Here is a 14,777-nt window from a genome sequence, read left to right on the forward strand (position 1 = left end):
GAAGCGGGGCCGCCGCCCGGCCGAGGGCGCCCGGCGACGCCCTCGGGCGAGGGGCGCCATGCCGCCGGACGAGGGCCGGCTGCGACGGGGGTCAGCTGCGCCCGGGCAGGAGTTCGGTGAGCAGGCCGCGGATGCGCCGGTCGATCTCGTCCCGGATCGGCCGGACCGCGTCGACGCCCTGCCCGGCCGGATCGTCCAGCGTCCAGTCGAGGTACCTCTTGCCGGGGAAGACGGGGCAGGTGTCGCCGCAGCCCATGGTGATCACCACGTCGGACGCCTGGACGGCTTCCACGGTCAGTACCTTCGGTGTCTCGGCGGAGATGTCGACGCCGACCTCGGCCATCGCCGCGACCACGGCCGGATTCACGGTGGCGGCCGGGGCGGACCCGGCGGAGCGGACCTCGACGCGGTCGCCCGCGCGGTGGGTGAGGAACGCGGCGGCCATCTGTGAGCGGCCGGCGTTGTGGACGCAGACGAACAGGACGGACGGCCTTGACTCAGACACGGGCGGAACCTTCCGGAGTGACGGCCGTTCCGGCCGTCGTGAGGGCGGGCCGGGGAAAGAAGCGGCGGGTGGCCAGGGCGACCTGGACCAGCCCGATCAGCACGGGTACCTCGATGAGGGGCCCGACGACTCCGGCGAGGGCCTGGCCCGAGGTGGCACCGAAGGTGGCGATGGCGACGGCGATGGCCAGCTCGAAGTTGTTGCCCGCGGCGGTGAACGCGAGCGTCGTGGCCTTCGGACAGCCGAGTCCGACCGCGCGGCCGACGGCCATGGACCCGGCCCACATCACGGCGAAGTACACCAGCAACGGCAGCGCGATCCGGGCGACGTCGAGCGGCTTCGAGGCGATGGCGTCGCCCTGGAGGGCGAAGAGCACGACGATCGTGAACAGCAGCCCGTACAGGGCGAACGGTCCCAGCCGCGGGATCAGCCTGGACTCGTACCAGGCGCGGCCCTTGGCCTGCTCGCCGATCCGGCGGGTGAGGAACCCGGCCAGCAGGGGGATGCCGAGGAAGATCAGGACGCTCCGGGCGATGTCCCAGGTGGAGACGGTCAGCGCGGTCTGTTCCAGGCCGAGCAGGCCCGGGAGCACCGAGAGGTAGAACCAGCCGAGCAGGCTGAACGCGAGCACCTGGAACACGGAGTTCAGGGCGACCAGGACGGCCGCGGCTTCCCGGTGGCCGCAGGCCAGGTCGTTCCAGATGACGACCATGGCGATGCAGCGGGCGAGGCCCACGATGACGAGTCCGGTGCGGTACTCGGGCAGGTCGGGCAGGAAGATCCAGGCGAGCGCGAACATCAGGGCCGGGCCGACGACCCAGTTCAGGACCAGGGACGGGATCAGCAGGCGGCGGTCACGGGTGACGGTGTCCAGGCGGTCGTAGCGGACCTTCGCGAGAACCGGGTACATCATCACCAGCAGGCCGAGCGCGATCGGCAGTGAGACACCGGTGACCGTGACCTTCGCCAGCGCGTCACCCAGGCCGGGGGTGAGGCGCCCGAGGCCCAGGCCGGCCGCCATCGCGACGAGGATCCATACGGCGAGGAAGCGGTCCAGGAAGGACAGCCGTCCGGCGACCCGCCCCGCGGTGGCGGCTTCGGTGCTCATGACGCGGGCCCGGCGGGCTCGGCAGGTTCAGCGGGCTCGGGCAGCGGCTGCCCTGCGGGACGGGTGAGGATTGCGGCGAGGCGGTCGGTCATCTGCGGCAGCAGCCGGTAGTACACCCAGGTCCCGCGCCGCTCGGAGTCGATGAGTCCGGCCTGCTTCAGCAGTTTGAGGTGGTGGGAGATCGTCGGCTGGGACAGGTCGAAGGCCGGGGTGAGGTCGCAGACGCAGACTTCCCCGCCCGCACGGGAGGCGATCATCGACAGCAGCCGCAGACGGACCGGGTCGCCCAGGGCCTTGAACACCTTCGCCAGTCCGTCGGCCTGGTCCTCGTCCAGGGGCGCGGTCAACAGGCCCGGGCAGCATCCGTCGATGTCCTGGCCGAGCACCACGAGCTCTTGTTTCGACATACTTCTATGTTGACGTTTTTCGATCCAGGGCGCAAGGCTGCATCGACAGGCGTCAATTCAGGGTGTTCGGGGGGTGTCATGTCCCGTGTCCGGCTGGCGTTCGACGTCGCCGATGCCGCACCGGCCGCCGGCCCGGTTCGGGCCCCGGTCCGCGCTCGACGGCCGAGCGCGCCGACGAGTCGGGCGGCGGCTTCGCCGCGCTCGGCCATGGCGGCGGCGCCCTCGTCCGAGCGGTACCGCCCAGGACACCGGTCGTGCCCGAAGCGGGCGGTCCGACCACCGGCGGTGTCGGACGGCCGTCCCGGACCCCTTGACGGAACCGGGGCTTGGCCCAATCATCATGGTCGCGTCAACTTCGCGGCCATGTCTCGCACTTCACCGGATCCTGAACCGGATCCCGACCCCGATCCGCTCACCGGACCCGCTCCTCGGATCCGCTCGTCGGATCCCCGACCCGAGACCGACCCGGCCCGGGCCGGTCTCCGCCTGCGAGGCGCCGCGCTTCCGTTCTGCCCCACCAGAATCTGGAGCCTCCATTGACCGAGCGCGCCTCGCGGCGATCCCGCCTGCGCCTGTCCGCCCTGTCGACCGGGGCGGTCGTCACACTCGCCGCCGCCCTCTTCGCCCCCGCCGCCATCGCGACCCCCGCGACCCCCGCGGCTCCCGTGACCCTGGCGGCCCCGGGCCCCGGGGCCGCCACCGCCGCCCCCGACATCCCGGTGGCCAACGTCAAGGCCCACCTCGCCCAGCTGCAGTCGATAGCCAACGCCAACGGCGGCAACCGCGCCCACGGCCGGTCCGGCTACAAGGCCTCGATCGACTACGTCAAGGGCAAGCTGGACGCGGCCGGCTTCACCACCACGCTGCAGACCTTCAGTTACAGCGGATCGACCGGCTACAACCTGGTCGCCGACTGGCCGGGCGGCGACACCTCCCACGTCGTGATGGCCGGTGCCCACCTGGACTCGGTCACCGCCGGTCCGGGCATCAACGACAACGGCTCCGGCTCGGCCGGCATCCTGGAGACCGCGCTGGCCGTCTCCCGGGCCGGGCTCAAGCCCGCCAAGCACCTGCGCTTCGGCTGGTGGGGTGCGGAGGAGTACGGCATGGTCGGCTCCCGGAACTACGTCAACAGCCTTCCCGTCAGTGAACGTTCGAAGATCGACAGCTATCTGAACTTCGACATGATCGGCTCGCCCAACCCGGGCTACTTCACCTACCGCTACGACGCCTCGCTGGACGCGCTGTTCCGCGACTACTTCGCGGGCCTCGGCATCAGCACCGAGCAGGACTTCGAGGGCGACGGCCGCTCCGACCACGCCCCGTTCCAGAACGCGGGCATCCGCGTCGGCGGCCTGTTCAGCGGTGCCGACTACACCAAGACCAGTGCTCAGGCGGCGAAGTGGGGCGGTACGGCGGGTCAGCCGTTCGACCGCTGCTACCACTCCTCCTGCGACACCAGCGCCAACGTCAACGACACCGCGCTGGACCGGATGAGCGACGCCATCGCGTACGCGGTCTGGACGCTCGCGGCCGGCGACACCACAACGCCGCCCACCGGCACCGTCTTCGAGAACACCACCGACGTGCAGATCCCGGACAACGGCCCGGCGGTGACCTCCGCCGTCACCGTGACCGGCCGGACCGGCAACGCGCCGGCCGCCCTCCAGGTCGGTGTCGACATCAAGCACACCTGGCGCGGCGACGTGGTGATCGACCTGGTCGCGCCGAACGGCACCACCTTCCGGCTGAAGAACTCCAGCGGCAGCGACTCCGCGCCGAACGTGCAGACCACCTACACGGTGAACGCCTCGGCGGTGCCCGCCAACGGCACCTGGAAGCTCAAGGTCCAGGACGTGGGCCCGCAGGACACCGGCTACATCGACAGCTGGAAGCTCACCTTCTGAAACCTGAAAGCTGAAACGGGCCTTGACGGAAGGGGGTGCCGGCCGCCGCCGGCACCCCCGCCCGCCCTACGGCCGCATCTCGTAGACGTCGGTCGACTCCCTTCGCACATACGGGAAGCCGGTGACGCGCTTGCCGTACGGCGCCCGGTCGTGGGCGTGCGTGACGACCTCGTGCATCGCGTGCTCGCCGATGCCGATGGGAGCCGCGCAGGGGTTGAACTCGCCGACGTCGACGGTGTTGAGTGCGGTGTCGAAGGCGGCCCGGCCGGTGTGCGGCACGTTCTCGGCGCGCACCGGGTAGTCCTCCAGGCGGAACTCGCTGACATGGGAGCCGGATCGGTCGAGTGGATGTCGGCGCCGTGGCGGCGTTCGGAGAGTCCGAACGTCACCACGTGCTCCTCGGACGGTAGTTGGGCGGCGCGTGTCCGGGCCGGGCGGGGCTCAGACGGAGCGGTCAGGGGTGGAGCGGCCACCGGCGGCGAGACGGTGCAGGGTGGCGAGCACGTCGTCCAGCCAGGCGAGGGTCATCCGCTCGTACTCGATGCCGCCGCGGAGCACCACGTGCTGCAACTGCTGCCGGTCGTCGAGGGCGCCCGGCTCGGGGAAGTCGCGCTGCTCGCCGTGCAGGTAGCGGGCGAGCAGGGCGGCGTGGCCCGCGCGGTGCCGCTCGACCTCGGAGATCAGTGCGGCCGGGTCGTCGAAGGCCGCCGCGCGGATCTTGACCGCGAGTTCGTGCCGGACGGTCTCCGCCTCGACCGGCTCCCGGAGCCAGTCGGCCAGCGCCGTCCGGCCGGGAGCGGCCGCCGAGTACACCTTCTTGTCCGGCCGGCCGTCCTGGGCGACCTCCTCGGCCGAGATCCAGCCGTCCGCCTCCATCCGCCGCAGCACCCGGTAGATCTGCTGGTGGGTGGCGGTCCAGAAGCGGCCGATGGAACGGTCGAAGCGCCGGGCCAGTTCGTAGCCCGAGCCCGGCTGCTCCAGTAGTGAGACGAGGATCGCGTGCTCCAGTGCCATGGCCGGCATCCTGCTGTGCAATTAGTTGCATAGGCAATGGTGGCCGGGCGCGGTGAGACGCAGGTCACCGGCGTGATGCGAGGGTTGTCGATCATTTCGGGCGAGCAGGTGCAAAACGTTAGATAAGCGCCAGAATGGGTACGGGGCAAGCGATTCCATGTTCGGACCTAGGAGGTGGTATCGGTGTCTACCCAGATTCCGATGGGCATGGAGCATCACCCGGACATCGTCGAACTACGGGAACACTACGAGCGGGTCACGTCGACCCCGCGCGCCCAGGGTGTCGAGGCCCTGGCCGTGCTGGCCGGTCTCTTCCTGGCGGCCTCGCCATGGATTGTCGGCTTCACCGCGTTCAACACGCTGACCGTCACCTGCCTGATCGTCGGCCTGGCCTACTGCGTGCTGATGGCCGGGTACGGATCGGCCTACGAGCGGACCCACGCCCGGGCGTGGGCGGCAACGGCGCTCGGCCTCTGGACCATGATCTCCCCCTGGGTGATCTCCGGTTCGGTCGCCCGAGGGAAGAACATCGTCGTCTGCCTGATCGTCGGCGCCGTGATGTTCCTGCTGGGTCTCGCGGCGATCTCGATGGCCACCATGACGGCCAACGGGGCGTCGATGCGGCGTGGCCGGGCCGGCCGGGCCAAGAGCTGAGGCCGGCGAGCGAGTGAAGGGCTGACATCCCCGAACAGCTCGGAGCCCGGGGCGCGGAGCGGCGAGGCCGCCCTCCGCGCCCCGGTGCGCGTCCCGAAGCCGCCTCCTGGGGCCGCCTCCTACGGCCGGGTCATCCGCAGCACGTCCAGCGCCTCGTCCAGCTGCTCCAGGGTGAGCCTGCCCTGCTCGATGTAGCCGCGCTCCAGCACCACCTGACGGATCGTCCTGCGTTCGGCGAGCGCCTGCTTGGCGACCTCCGCCGCCTCCTCGTAGCCGATGTACCGGTTCAGCGGGGTGACCACCGAGGGTGAGGACTCGGCGTACTCGCGGGCCCGTTCGGTGTTGGCGGTGATGCCGTCCACCGTCCGGTCGGCCAGCAGCCGGGCGCTGTTGGCCAGCAGCCGGACCGACTCCAGCACATTGCGGGCGATCACCGGGAGCATCACGTTGAGTTCGAAGTTCCCGCTCGCACCGGCCACCGTGACGGTGGTGTCATTGCCGATCACCTGCGCCGCGACCATCAGCACCACCTCGGGCAGCACCGGGTTCACCTTGCCGGGCATGATCGACGAACCGGGCTGGAGGTCCGGCAGGTTGATCTCGCCGAGGCCGGTGCGCGGTCCGGAGCCCATCCACCGCAGATCGTTCGCGATCTTCGTGAACCCGACCGCGACGGTGCGGAGTTGGCCGCTCAGCTCGACCAGGCCGTCCCGCGCGCCCTGCGCCTCGAAGTGGTCGCGGGCCTCGGTCAGCGGCAGACCGGTGGCGCGGGCCACCTCCTCGATCACGGCTGCGGCGAACCCGGGCGGGGTGTTGATCCCGGTGCCCACCGCCGTGCCGCCGAGCGGCAGTTCGGCGACCCGGGGGAGGGTCGCCAGCAGCCGCTCGCGCCCGTGCCGGACCTGCGCCGCGTACCCGCCGAACTCCTGGCCGAGGGTGACGGGCGTGGCGTCCATCAGGTGCGTCCGGCCGGCCTTGACCACCCGGGCGAACTCCGCCGCCTTGCGCTCCAGCGCCTCCGCGAGGTGCTCCAGCGCCGGCACCAGGTCGTGCGTGACGGCGGCGGTGGCCGCGATGTGGATCGACGACGGGAACACGTCGTTGGAGGACTGGCTCGCGTTGACCTGGTCGTTCGGGTGGACGGGGCGGCCCAGGCGCTCGCCGGCCAGGGTGGCGATCACCTCGTTGGCGTTCATGTTGGACGACGTCCCCGAGCCGGTCTGGAACACGTCGACCGGGAACTCGGCGTCCCAGCGGCCCTGGGCGACCTCCTCGGCGGCGGCCGCGACCGCCTCCGCCGTCTCCTCGTCCAGCACCCCGAGCCGGGCGTTGACCCGGGCCGCGGCGGCCTTGATCCGGGCCAGCGCCGCGATGTGCGCCCGCTCCAGACGCTGGCCCGACACCGGGAAGTTCTCCACCGCCCGCTGTGTCTGCGCCTGCCACTTGGCGGCGGCCGGTACCCGTACCTCGCCCATCGAGTCGTGCTCGGTCCGGTACTCCTGCTCGTCACCCATCACGCGCTGCACCTCCTGATCGGCCACTGAACGGCTTCCGATCACGACAGCCGCGCGCGGGCCCCGGGTATTTCCGGCCGTCCGCCCCGGACGCCCGCCCCCGCGTTCCGCCCCTGGGCCGGGCCTACCGCAGCCCGGTACGGACGATCTCGCCCGGCTCGGCACCCGCCTGGACGACCAGCGCGCCGCCCGGGGCCCAGACACCCGAACCGCCGGAGGTCCGCGGGTACGTGCCGCTGGCCCCCGCCGTGGTGGCCAGCACGCCCCACACCCCGTGGGCGGCGGCCCGGTCGCGCAGCTGGCTCTCCCGGCGCGCCACCGCCTCGGGCGCGTCGCCGTACAGCGTGGAGGCCACATAGGCGTCGATGCCCAGCGCGGCGGTCCGCTCGGCGTGCGGGGGTTCCGCGGCGTCGGCGCAGATCGCCAGCCCGAGCCGCCAGCCGTCCAGCTCCAGGACGACGGGCTTCCCGCCGCAGGAGAACCGGTCGGCCTCGGACCCGTGGAGGTACATCTTCCGGTAGACGACGGCGGCGCCCGCGCCGGTGACGGCCAGGGTGCCGATGTACTCGCGGCCGTCGGCATCGGCCACGGGCGCGCCGACCAGTGCGGTGGCACCGGTCCCGGCGCAGGCCGCGACCAGCGGCGCCAGCCGGGCGTCGTCCGGGCCGACGGCGGGCGCGGCCAGGTCGTAGCCGGTCAGCGACAGCTCCGGGAAGACCACCAGCCGTGTCCCGGCCTCCCGTACGGCGGCGGCGTGCCGTTCGGCGTTCACGGCCACGGTGTCCGGCCGGGCGGCCTCGGCGGCGGCGGGCTGGACGACGGCGACGGTCAGGGGAGCGGGCACGACGGGGCCTCCGGAGCGATCGGGCAGGGCGGGCGATCAAGGCCAACCTAGGCGGCGCCCTCAGCCACGGACAACCCCGGTGGACGGCGTTGCCGGACCGCCCTACTCCGCGGCCCGCGTCCGCCGCCGCCCCCAAATGTGCACCCGATCGGGTGATGGTGGCAGCCGTTCCGGTCATACCGGCGAACACCGATTCGTACGCTCCTGCGAAGACCGGCGTACGCCGGCACGCCCGGGGCCGGGCGATCACCAAGCAGGGGGCGGACACGATGACCACAGCACGACGGCCGGAGCACCAGGTCGGTCAGCACCAGGCCGCACAACACCGGACCGAGCGGGACCGGACCGACCAGGACCACCGGGCGGGCCTGAGCCGGCGGCAGCTTCTCGGCGCCTCCGCGGCGCTCGGCGGAGCGGCGTGGCTGCTGCGCGGCACCGTCGGACCGGACGATGCCGAGGCGAGCACGCCTGTCCCACCCGGTCTGCCCGCCGGCACCGAGCTCTACCAGCGGGTCTACCAGAACTGGTCCGGCGAGATCCGAACCGACCAGCTCTGGACCTGCGCCCCGCGCACCCCCGAGGAGGTCCCCGCCCTCGCCGACTGGGCGCACGCCAACGGCTGGCGGCTGCGGGCCCAGGGCCGCCGGCACGGCTGGTCCCCGCTCACCGTGGCCGCCGGCACCCCCGAGGCCGCCCGCGTCCTGCTGCTGGACACCGGCCGCCACCTCACGGCGATCGCCGCCGACTCCCCGGGCACCGTCCGGGTCCAGACCGGCGCCACCATGGAGGACCTGCTCGCCCACCTGGCCACCCGCGGCCTCGGCCTCACCGCCGTGCCCGCCCCCGGCGAGCTGACCGTCGGGGGCGTTCTCGCCGTCGGCGGCCACGGCACCGCCGTCCCCGCGGCCGGCGAGACCCGCCCCGACGGCCACGGCTACGGCTCGCTCAGCAACCAGGTCACCCGGCTCACCGCCGTCGTCCACGACCCGGCCACCGGCCGCTACACCCTGCGCACCTTCGACCGGGCCGAGGCCGACAGCGCCGCCTTCCTGGTCCACCTCGGCCGGGCCTTCGTCACCGAGGTCGTGCTCCGCGCCGGCGCCGACCGGCCGCTGCGCTGCGTCAGCCGGCTGGACATCCCGGCGAGCGAACTCTTCGCCCGCCCGGGCGCCGCCGGCCGCCCCCGTACCTTCGCCGACTTCGTCGAGCGGGACGGGCGTGCCGAGGCGATCTGGTTCGCCTACACCGACTACCCCTGGCTGAAGACCTGGAGCGTCACCCCGAACCGCCCGTTCGCCGCGCGCACCGTCGCCGAGCCCTACAACTACCCCTTCTCGGACAGCATTCCGGAGCCGGTCGCCCGGCTGGCCGGCGAACTCGTCGCCGGTACCTGGGGATCGGCCCCGCTCTTCGGTCAACTCCAGTACCTCATCGCCAAGGTGGCCCTCACCGGCGACATCACCGACGTCCTGCTCTCCGGCGGACTGCTCCGTGACCTGCTCAGCGGGGAACTCCTCACCCACCTGCTCGCCGACGGCCTGCGTTCCGACCTCTGGGGCCCCTCGCGCACCCTGCTGCAGTACGTCCGCCCGACCACCCTGCGGGTCGCCGCCAACGGCTACGCCGTCCTCGCCCGGCGCGCCGACCTCCAGTGGGTCGTCAGCGAATTCACCGCCCACTACCGGCAGTTGCTCGCCGAATACCAGGCGCGTGGGGAGTTCCCGGTGAACGGCGCGGTGGAGATCCGGGTCACCGGGCTGGACGACCCGGCCTGGTGCGGTGTGCCCGGCGCCCGGCCGCCGCTGCTCTCCGCGCTGCGCCCGCGCCCCGACCGCCCCGAGTGGGACACCGCCGTCTGGCTCGACGTGCTCAGCCTCCCCGGCACCCCCGGGCTGCACCGCTTCTGCCGCGACCTGGAGCAGTACCTGTTGCGCACCTTCGACGGCACCCGGGCCGGCCTGCGCGTCGAGTGGTCCAAGGGCTGGGCCTACACCGCCGACGCGGCCTGGGCCGACCCGGACGTGCTCGGCCGGGTCATCCCCGCCGGCCACCGCGAGGGCGGCGGGCCCGGCTGGGACGAGGCGGTCGCCGTGCTGGACCGCCACGACCCGTACCGGGTGTTCGGCAACGCCTTCCTGGACGGCCTGCTGAGCGGCTGAGCAACTGAGCAACTGAGCGGCGGGTCGGCGGACCGGGCCGACCCGCCGACCGCCCCGGCCGGCGGCCCGCTCAGACGTGCTCCATCACGATCACCGCCAGGGTGCCCGGCTCCAGGGCGCGGAACACGTGCGCGGCGTCGCCCGGGTAGCTGACGTAGTCGCCCGGGCCCAGCTCCACCGGGGCGTCCGACGGCCCGGCCAGCGCCCGCCCCGCGCCGAGCAGCACATGCTCCACCGTGCCGGGCATGTGCGGGTCGGAGGCCCGGGTCTCGCCCGGCTGCGCCTCGATCCGGTAGATGTCGCGCCGGGCGTTCGGCGGGCAGGAGGCCAGCAGCGTGGCCGCGTAGTCGGCCCGCTCCGAGTGGGTGACCGGCCCCTCGCCGGCCCGGATCACCCGGACCACCGGTCGCGGTGGGTCGACCAGTCGGCTGAACGGCACGTCCAGCGCGACACCGAGCGCCCAGAGCGTCTCCACGCTGGGGTTGCCCACGCCCGACTCCAGTTGGGAGAGCGTGGACTTGGCTATCCCGGCGCGCCGGGCCAGCTCGGCCATCGACAGGCCGCCGCGCTCGCGCTCGCGCCGGATCGACGCCGCGATCAGCCCGATCAGATCCGATCCCGAGCCGGCGGGGGAGGTGTTGCCGCTGCTGCCCGCGCTCATGCGTTCGCTCCACAGGTCCAGGCGTTCGTCTTGACGAACGACGGTCATGGGGTTCACTCTACTGGACATGCGTTCGATGATCCGAACACTGGAGCGTGCCACGCTCCGTGACATCGCTCTGGTCTGCCTCGCCGACGCGCTCGTCGGCGCCTCCTTCGGCGCGATCAGCGTCTCCGGCGGCCTGCCTCTCTGGGTGCCGGTCGCCATGTCCCTGCTCGTCTTCGCCGGCGGCGCCCAGTTCGCGGCCGTCGGCGTGGTCCTCTCGGGCGGCGGCGCGCTGGCCGCCGTCGCGACCGGCCTGGTGCTCAACGCGCGCCTGCTGCCGTTCGGCTTCACCGTCGCCGACGTGTTCGACGGCCCCCGGTGGCGGCGGCTGGTCGGCGCGCAGGTGATGACCGACGAGTCGGTCGCCTTCGCCCTGCTCCAGCCCGACCGTCGCCGACGGCGGGCCGCGTTCTGGCTCTGCGGGCTCGCGCTGTTCGCGGTCTGGAACGTCGCCGTCGTGCTCGGCGCGGCGGCCGGTGGCCTGATCGGCGACACCGACGCGCTCGGACTCGACGCCGCCTTCCCGGCCGTCCTGCTCGCCCTCGTCCTGCCCTCGCTCGCCGACCGCCGCACCCGCGCCGCCGCCCTGTTCGGTGCCGTCCTGGCCGTCGCCGCCACGCCGTTCCTGCCGGCCGGTCTGCCCGTGCTGCTCTCCCTCCTCGGGCTGCTGCTCGCCGGACGGCCCAAGGCGCCGAGCGCGGACCTGGCGGCGGGTCCGGCCGGGGACGCGGCTGTGGCCGCGGACGCCGTGTCGGCCGTGGACGCCGAGCCGGTCGCGGACACCCGCCCGGACCCGGACCGACGGCCCGCCAGGGACCCGCTCGTCCGAAACCGGCCCGAACCCCTGACCGAGGAGGTCCGCTGATGTCCCTGCTCGCCATCCTCCTGCTGGCCGCCGGCACCTACGCCTTCCGCGTCGCCGGGCCCACGCTCGGCCACCGGCTCACCATCTCCGACCGGCTGCGCCACCTGCTCGCCGTCGCCGCCGCCGTCCTGCTGGTCGCCCTGGTCGCGACCGGCGCGCTCACCCAGGGCCACGGCTTCGCCGGCTGGGCCCGCCCGGCCGGCGTCCTGGTCGCCGGGGTGCTGGCGCTGCGCCGCGCGCCCTTCCCCGTCGTCGTGGTCGCGGGCGCGGCGACGACGGCGCTGCTCCGGCTCTGCGGGGTCGCCTGACGGAGCCCGGGCCCGTCGCCGAGCCGCCTCGAAGGCGGCGCACTCGCGTCTTCCCGGCTACCCTGCCGGAGTGTCTGATCGAGAAGGCTATCGCCGTCGCTCTGCCCGTGTGGTGCTGGTCGACGAGGCGGACCGGGTGCTACTGCTGAAGTTCCGTGTCGATCCGGACGACCCCGAGGGTGGCCACGGCTGGTGCACCCCTGGCGGGGGCGTGGAGGGCGACGAGAGCCTGGCCGAGGCGGCGGCCCGGGAACTGCGTGAGGAGACGGGGCTGTCCGTCGACGCGGAGGCTCTCGGGCCAAAGGTCGCGGAGACGTCCGGGTATGCGGACCTCGGGTGGGCCGAGGGCGTTTTCCAGGACGACTTCTTTCACTATCGGGTCACGGCCCACCAGGTCGATGTCGGTGGGCAGGAAGCGCATGAGCGCAAACACCATGCGGGGTACCGCTGGTGGACACTGAATGAGCTCGCTGCCGGCAGCGACACCATCTACCCCCTCGGTCTCGTCGAGCTGGCCGCTGAGCTCGTCGCCGGGCGTATTCCTGCTGAGCCGGTTCGGCTGCCCTGGCATCACTGATGGTCTGAGCCCCGGGCTCGGTCGGGGGCCCGTCGTGTTCAGCCGGTGGTGCCGTCGGTCAGGCGCTCCCGCTGGATCTCGGGCCGCTCGCTGTCCCAGAGCAGCTCCCACACCGTGAACTCGCAGTGGTAGTCGCGCATGCTGCCCTGACAGATCAGCAGATAGGTGTCGCCGTCGCGGAGCAGGGTGCGCCGGCGGCTGTTGAACGGGTGCTGCGGGGTGTACGCCGGGACGAGCCGCTTCAGCTCGGCGAGCGCCTCCGCGCGGGTGCCCTCGACCTCGGCGAGCACCTTGGGGCCCCAGATCCGGTCGTTGCCGAGGCCCTCGGTCTCCTGGACGACCAGTGCCCAGCGCGCCATGTCCCACCCCTTGCCCGGCTCCCGAAAAGGATCATCGTACCGACGTGGACCGCGGCGCGGGCTACGGTGCCGCAGGGGTCAGCGACTTGAAGAAGATGGTGGTCGGGTGCGCTACGCCCGCCGGGTCGGTGGCGTAGTCGGGCACGATGCCGACCCGCGTCCAGCCCGCGGCCTCGTACATCCGCTCGGCCGGGCTCCCGGTCTGGGTGTCCAGCACCAGCAGCCGGATGCCGAGGTCGGCGGCGGCGAACTCCAGGGCGGCCAGCAGGTATCCGGCCAGGCGCTTGCCGCGGTCCGCTTGGTCCACCATCAGCTTGGAGACCTCCGCCCGGTGCCGGCCGTTGGCGGAGGCCGCCGGGCGCAGCTGCACGGTGCCGGCGATCAGGCCGTCGGCGTCCCTCCGGGCCGTCCACAGCAGCAGCCGCCCGGCCTCGACGTCCGGCGCCAGGGCCCGCCACCACGCGGCCGCCTCGGCGGGGTCGAGCGGGGAGAGGAAGCCGAGCGAGGCACCGGCCCCGACGGTGTCCACCAGCAGCCCGGCGAGCGGCACGGCCGAGTCCAGCAGCTCGTCCGCCGTCACCCTGCTGATCGTGTACATGGTCACTCCTTCGCTCCCCGCCCGCCCGAACCCTGCGGCGTGCGGAATACTCGCCGGTACCCCGCCGAGACTACAAGGAGCTTCAATGACGAAGCCGACCCGGATCGACCCGGCCGACCTGCTCGCCGTCGGCGACCTGCTCACCGACGAGGAGCGGCTGATCCGCGACACCGTACGGAAGTTCGCCGACGAGCGGATCCGCCCGCACATCGGCGACTGGTTCGAGCGCGGCGTCTTCCCGGCCCGCGAACTCGCCCCCGAACTGGGCGCCCTCGGGGTGCTCGGCATGCACCTGGACGGCTACGGCTGCACCGGCTCCGGCGCCGTCGCCTACGGGGTCGCCTGCATGGAGCTGGAGGCCGCCGACTCCGGGCTGCGCAGCTTCGTCTCCGTCCAGGGCTCGCTGGCGATGCGTTCGATCCACGCCTTCGGCTCGGAGGAGCAGAAGCAGCGCTGGCTGCCCGGCATGGCCGCCGGCCGGCTGATCGGCTGCTTCGGCCTCACCGAACCGGACGTCGGCTCGGACCCCGCCGCCATGCGCACCCGGGCCCGCCGCAAGGGCGGCGACTGGGTCCTCTCCGGCGGCAAGATGTGGATCACCAACGGCGGGATCGCGGACGTCGCCGTCGTCTGGGCGCAGACCGACGAGGGCGTCCGCGGCTTCCTGGTAGAGCCCGGCACCCCCGGCTTCACCACCCGCGACGTGCCCGGCAAGCTCTCCCTGCGCGCCTCCGTGACCAGCGAACTCGTCTTCGACGAGGTCGTCCTGCCCGCCGACGCCGTGCTGCCGGGCGTCAGCGGCCTGCGCGGACCGCTGTCCTCCCTGGGCGAGGCCCGCTACGGCATCCTCTGGGGCACCGTCGGCGCCGCCCGCGACTGCTACACCGCCGCGCTCGACTACGCCAGGAGCCGGGTCCAGTTCGACCGCCCGATCGCCGGCTTCCAGCTCACCCAGCAGAAGCTGGTCGAGATGATGCTGGAGGTGGAGAAGGCCTACCTGGTCGCCCTGCGGATCGGCCGGCTCAAGGACGAGGGCGCGGCCCGCCCGGCGCACATCAGCTTCGGCAAGCTCAACAACGTGCGCGCCGCGCTGGAGATCGCCCGCAGCGCCCGGACGATCCTCGGCGCCAACGGCATCACCACCGCGTACCCCGTGCTGCCGATCTGGGTGTCGGCGGCCGAGATGGAGGCGGTGGAGGCGATCTGCTCCTTGGTCTCCACGTCCTTGGCCTGGGCCAGCAGCTGGTCCGAG

At 72.9% G+C, this 14,777-nt stretch carries 15 protein-coding genes and 2 pseudogenes; 7 read left to right on the top strand and 10 right to left on the bottom strand.

Annotation, left to right across the window (positions count from 1 at the left end; translation table 11 throughout):
• Window positions 1–91 precede the first annotated feature (91 nt).
• The 3 genes from AB0P06_RS02865 to AB0P06_RS02875 are packed head-to-tail and all read right to left on the bottom strand — an operon-like array spanning window position 92 to window position 2,020.
• Entirely contained in the window at window positions 92–505 is a 414-nt protein-coding gene (locus AB0P06_RS02865; protein WP_363604575.1) for an arsenate reductase ArsC, read from the bottom strand.
• Window positions 498–1,613, bottom strand: a complete 1,116-nt coding sequence (gene arsB / locus AB0P06_RS02870; protein ID WP_363604577.1) for an ACR3 family arsenite efflux transporter — start codon at window positions 1,611–1,613, stop codon at window positions 498–500. The genes AB0P06_RS02865 and arsB overlap by 8 nt, the downstream gene beginning before the upstream one ends.
• Window positions 1,610–2,020, bottom strand: a complete 411-nt coding sequence (locus tag AB0P06_RS02875) for a metalloregulator ArsR/SmtB family transcription factor (RefSeq protein ID WP_363604579.1) — start codon at window positions 2,018–2,020, stop codon at window positions 1,610–1,612. The genes arsB and AB0P06_RS02875 overlap by 4 nt, the downstream gene beginning before the upstream one ends.
• Before the next feature lie 635 nt (window positions 2,021–2,655).
• Between AB0P06_RS02875 and AB0P06_RS02880 the strand changes: the two genes are divergently transcribed.
• The gene (locus AB0P06_RS02880) at window positions 2,656–3,927 is read left to right on the top strand and encodes a M28 family metallopeptidase (RefSeq protein ID WP_363604615.1); all 1,272 of its coding nucleotides are present in this window, start codon (window positions 2,656–2,658) and stop codon (window positions 3,925–3,927) included.
• Between the two features lie 81 nt (window positions 3,928–4,008).
• On the opposite strand, the pseudogene AB0P06_RS02885 reads toward AB0P06_RS02880, so the two are convergent.
• Window positions 4,009–4,358 (bottom strand): annotated as a pseudogene (locus AB0P06_RS02885) (hypothetical protein); the annotation flags it as partial.
• Window positions 4,359–4,368: 10 nt separating this feature from the next.
• Complete coding sequence (locus AB0P06_RS02890) at window positions 4,369–4,941, bottom strand: PadR family transcriptional regulator (RefSeq protein ID WP_363604580.1); 573 nt, start codon at window positions 4,939–4,941, stop codon at window positions 4,369–4,371.
• 183 nt (window positions 4,942–5,124) lie between these two features.
• Between AB0P06_RS02890 and AB0P06_RS02895 the strand changes: the two genes are divergently transcribed.
• Window positions 5,125–5,595: an SPW repeat protein gene (locus AB0P06_RS02895; RefSeq protein ID WP_363604581.1), complete on the top strand. Its 471-nt coding sequence runs from the start codon at window positions 5,125–5,127 to the stop codon at window positions 5,593–5,595.
• A 119-nt stretch (window positions 5,596–5,714) separates the two neighbouring features.
• Here AB0P06_RS02895 and AB0P06_RS02900 read toward each other — a convergent pair whose 3' ends face one another.
• Together AB0P06_RS02900 and AB0P06_RS02905 are read right to left on the bottom strand one after the other, a co-directional pair.
• A complete protein-coding gene (locus AB0P06_RS02900) occupies window positions 5,715–7,109 on the bottom strand; it encodes a class II fumarate hydratase (RefSeq protein ID WP_363604583.1) in 1,395 nt (464 codons plus the stop codon).
• Window positions 7,110–7,233: 124 nt separating this feature from the next.
• Entirely contained in the window at window positions 7,234–7,953 is a 720-nt protein-coding gene (locus AB0P06_RS02905; protein WP_363604584.1) for a carbon-nitrogen hydrolase family protein, read from the bottom strand.
• A 269-nt stretch (window positions 7,954–8,222) separates the two neighbouring features.
• On the opposite strand from AB0P06_RS02905, the gene AB0P06_RS02910 reads away from it, so the two are divergent.
• Entirely contained in the window at window positions 8,223–10,112 is a 1,890-nt protein-coding gene (locus tag AB0P06_RS02910) for a cholesterol oxidase substrate-binding domain-containing protein (RefSeq protein ID WP_363604585.1), read from the top strand.
• Between the two features lie 70 nt (window positions 10,113–10,182).
• Here the strand turns inward: AB0P06_RS02910 and AB0P06_RS02915 are convergent, their stop codons facing one another.
• Window positions 10,183–10,821: a helix-turn-helix domain-containing protein gene (locus tag AB0P06_RS02915; protein WP_363604586.1), complete on the bottom strand. Its 639-nt coding sequence runs from the start codon at window positions 10,819–10,821 to the stop codon at window positions 10,183–10,185.
• A gap of 19 nt (window positions 10,822–10,840) precedes the next feature.
• Between AB0P06_RS02915 and AB0P06_RS02920 the strand changes: the two genes are divergently transcribed.
• The 3 genes from AB0P06_RS02920 to AB0P06_RS02930 all read left to right on the top strand — a co-directional run bounded on the left by AB0P06_RS02920 (window position 10,841) and on the right by AB0P06_RS02930 (window position 12,568).
• Window positions 10,841–11,683, top strand: a complete 843-nt coding sequence (locus AB0P06_RS02920) for an AzlC family ABC transporter permease (protein WP_363604587.1) — start codon at window positions 10,841–10,843, stop codon at window positions 11,681–11,683.
• Window positions 11,683–11,991 (top strand): AzlD domain-containing protein, encoded by a 309-nt coding sequence (locus tag AB0P06_RS02925; protein ID WP_363604588.1) that lies wholly within the window; start codon window positions 11,683–11,685, stop codon window positions 11,989–11,991. The genes AB0P06_RS02920 and AB0P06_RS02925 overlap by 1 nt, the downstream gene beginning before the upstream one ends.
• Window positions 11,992–12,061: 70 nt before the next feature.
• Entirely contained in the window at window positions 12,062–12,568 is a 507-nt protein-coding gene (locus AB0P06_RS02930; RefSeq protein ID WP_363604589.1) for an NUDIX domain-containing protein, read from the top strand.
• 38 nt (window positions 12,569–12,606) lie between these two features.
• Here the strand turns inward: AB0P06_RS02930 and AB0P06_RS02935 are convergent, their stop codons facing one another.
• Both AB0P06_RS02935 and AB0P06_RS02940 read right to left on the bottom strand, forming a co-directional pair.
• Window positions 12,607–12,927, bottom strand: coding sequence for a hypothetical protein (locus AB0P06_RS02935; RefSeq protein ID WP_363604591.1), 321 nt, complete (start codon window positions 12,925–12,927; stop codon window positions 12,607–12,609).
• 61 nt (window positions 12,928–12,988) lie between these two features.
• Window positions 12,989–13,525 carry a GNAT family N-acetyltransferase gene (locus tag AB0P06_RS02940; RefSeq protein WP_363604592.1) on the bottom strand — a complete coding sequence of 179 codons (537 nt, stop codon included), beginning with the start codon at window positions 13,523–13,525 and terminating at the stop codon, window positions 12,989–12,991.
• Between the two features lie 85 nt (window positions 13,526–13,610).
• Between AB0P06_RS02940 and AB0P06_RS02945 the strand changes: the two are divergent.
• Window positions 13,611–14,684 (top strand): annotated as a pseudogene (locus AB0P06_RS02945) (acyl-CoA dehydrogenase family protein); the annotation flags it as partial.
• Between the last annotated feature and the right edge of the window lie 93 nt (window positions 14,685–14,777).

Origin of the sequence: Kitasatospora sp. NPDC088351, assembly GCF_040685575.1 — a bacterium.
In the GTDB taxonomy this organism is placed as follows: Bacteria; Actinomycetota; Actinomycetes; order Streptomycetales; family Streptomycetaceae; genus Kitasatospora.